Genomic DNA, 2,429 nt, shown 5'->3' with positions numbered 1-2,429 from the left:
GGCCCGGAGCGAATGCTCCAATCAAAGGCCGGATACATTGATGCAAGACCACTCACCACCTGATCGATGAACCTCTTGCTACGCACGGCCGGACCATACATTCGGGTCAAAATGCGAAGAACTCAGAGTGTGCAAAGTCAGTCCGCTCTACCCCACCAAGCGGACCTCAATGAAAGGCGTCGCCACTTCGCTGATGGGCCAACAATGGACATAGGTGCCAGTCCTTCAGTTTGCGGGCTGCGCTTCCGGGAATTTCCATGCGCCATTCAGGATCTCGGCGCGTGGGCGATAGAGGCGAACCATATAGTTCCAATTGGGCGGAGTTGGCAGGCAGTTCGGTAGCTTGCCGTCGCAGCCACCGAATTGCATTTCGACCGAGCCGTCCGCACTTTTCTTTGATGTGATGTTGTTGAGGGTGTACGCGTCAAACTCATTCTTCTCGTAAAATCCGTGCTCGTTGTACAGGCTGACGGACCAGAAGCCATCGACCGGCACATCCCGGATCCTCAGTTTGTAGATTGTTTTGCCGTCGTTCTTGCTGGGAGAGAAATTGAGATAGGTGGCGTCCTTTGGCGGGTTAGCACCCCAAGCGGATGCTGCACCTATCAGACGCTGGACCGGGTCCACTTGATCTTTTGTGCCGAACGATTTGCTGGTGTCCGTGATTGTCGTGGCGAGCACGAGCAATGCTTCCCGGATTCTCTTCTGGCTTACCGGGTCCCATCGGGGCACCTCGAACTTGCCCGGACCGCCCGGCTGGTCGACCTTGATAGCATCCTGCAGCGAGCGCGCCTGCGCTAAATCGGCTGGGTCGGCAGGGTTTACGAGGGTGCGGACAGCCGTGAGCACGTAGCGGGTCCCAATGGTCTCCTTCGATAGCGTATGAGGACCCGGCTCGTAAATTGCGGGCGAGGTGTACTCATCCTCACTGATCATCTGCAGCGACATGAAGCGGTTCCCGGCGCTGGGCAAAGTGATTGTCACCGGTCCAGCGTCGAGGTCAAAAATTGCCGCCGAATAGAGCGTGTCCCGGTTCTGCCGGATGACGTTCTGATTGTCGACCGGCGAAACCTCCCGCTTGTGCTCGAACTTGCCGAAACCACCTTCCTTCAAGGCGACCGCGCTGAAATAAAGGTCGCTCTCGGCGCGGATGAAGTTCTCGACGGTGACAGGGACGGCTCGATCTCCAGATTGTTGAGCAAAGCTCTGCGAAGATAGGCAGACCGCAGCGGTTGTCGCGATCATGAGGGCCGTTCGGGCGAGAACAATTCTTTTCATCGCGTCACTCCCATGGGCATTAAGAGGAAGCCTACGCTGATGACATGGGGGGTCAATGTGCGCTTGGGGTCAAAATGCCAAGGACTCAGAGCGAGCAAAGTCAGTCCGCTCTGCCCCGCCAAGCGGACCTCAATGAAAGGTGTCGCCACTTCGCTGATGGGCCAACACCGGACATTCCGCGCGGCCACCGAGCTTCTGCGTCGCAGCTTCCCCGAAACGCTCAGCGTACTAAGGCGATCTCGCTCGGCCGCCATGCCTTGGTAAAGAACGGCTCAAGCGGGCTGTACAAGCGAAGGATCGTAAACCAGCCCTTTTTGGGATCGGTCTGGATCCAGTTGCCGCGCTTGATCCCTGCTGGCTGGGTTGGACCGAAGTAGATCGTCGTTGAGCCGTCGGCGTCCGGTTCAGCGGCGGGCGACGGGTAGCTCTGGCTACCAGCGCGGGGGTAGCGCTGTGGCGTGTCGAGCATCGAGCGCGTCTGGTTGTCATAGATGGTGAACGACCAGAAATTTTCTTCTGGGATGCCCTTGGGCAGCGTCACCTTGTAGGTTTTGGCACCGTCGAAATAGTTCTTCTCTGCGTCCGTCACCGCAAACAGATATTGGGAGCCGATGCCGGGAAGGCGCATGGCCATGGCTGGCGTGATGCCGGTGACGCCGTAGAAGAAGTTCGTGCGCGCATCCATTGTCCGGTAGCCGGTGGGCGGGAAGGGCTTGACCCCTTCGCGCGTGATCTCCGGGATGGGCGTCTCGAACTCGTAGCCCGTCACGAACAGGTAGTTGAACCAGGACGAGTTCGGATAATAGAACCAGCTCGGGTCGCGTGGGGCCATGAAGAGGCTGCGCGAGGTTGCGTTGGCGAGCGCAAGCGCCTCGGTCATGATCTTCTTCATCCGCGCGTCGGGCGCAAACGGCTTGCCTTTGACTATGCCGATGGCCGCGATAGGCCCCATCAGCTCTGGATCAAGCGAAGTGGCTGGCTCCCGCTGCACGACCTCGTTGAGCATTTCGTAGAAGCTCCAGTCGTTCGGCGGAATGGTGTTGAGAGCTGGCCCCGGTTGTTTGGACAGCGCCCCGCTGGATTTAAGTGGATTCCTGCCGGGTTATGCTGAACGCGGGGCTTTACGGTTTTGTCGTTGCGTCGGGAGGGCG

1 protein-coding gene and 1 pseudogene are annotated in these 2,429 nt (G+C 58.7%); both read right to left on the bottom strand.

The window, feature by feature from the left end; genetic code table 11:
* Window positions 1-225: 225 nt before the first annotated feature.
* Window positions 226-1,278, bottom strand: a complete 1,053-nt coding sequence (locus QJT78_RS50245) for a DUF1254 domain-containing protein (protein ID WP_038945887.1) — start codon at window positions 1,276-1,278, stop codon at window positions 226-228.
* A 220-nt stretch (window positions 1,279-1,498) separates the two neighbouring features.
* A pseudogene (locus QJT78_RS50240) lies at window positions 1,499-2,323 on the bottom strand (DUF1214 domain-containing protein); the annotation flags it as partial.
* Window positions 2,324-2,429: the final 106 nt, after the last annotated feature.

This window comes from Bradyrhizobium sp. Mp27 (assembly GCF_029953005.1).
Classification (GTDB): Bacteria; Pseudomonadota; Alphaproteobacteria; order Rhizobiales; family Xanthobacteraceae; genus Bradyrhizobium; species Bradyrhizobium barranii.
This window is presented reverse-complemented; position numbering and strand designations above follow the sequence as displayed.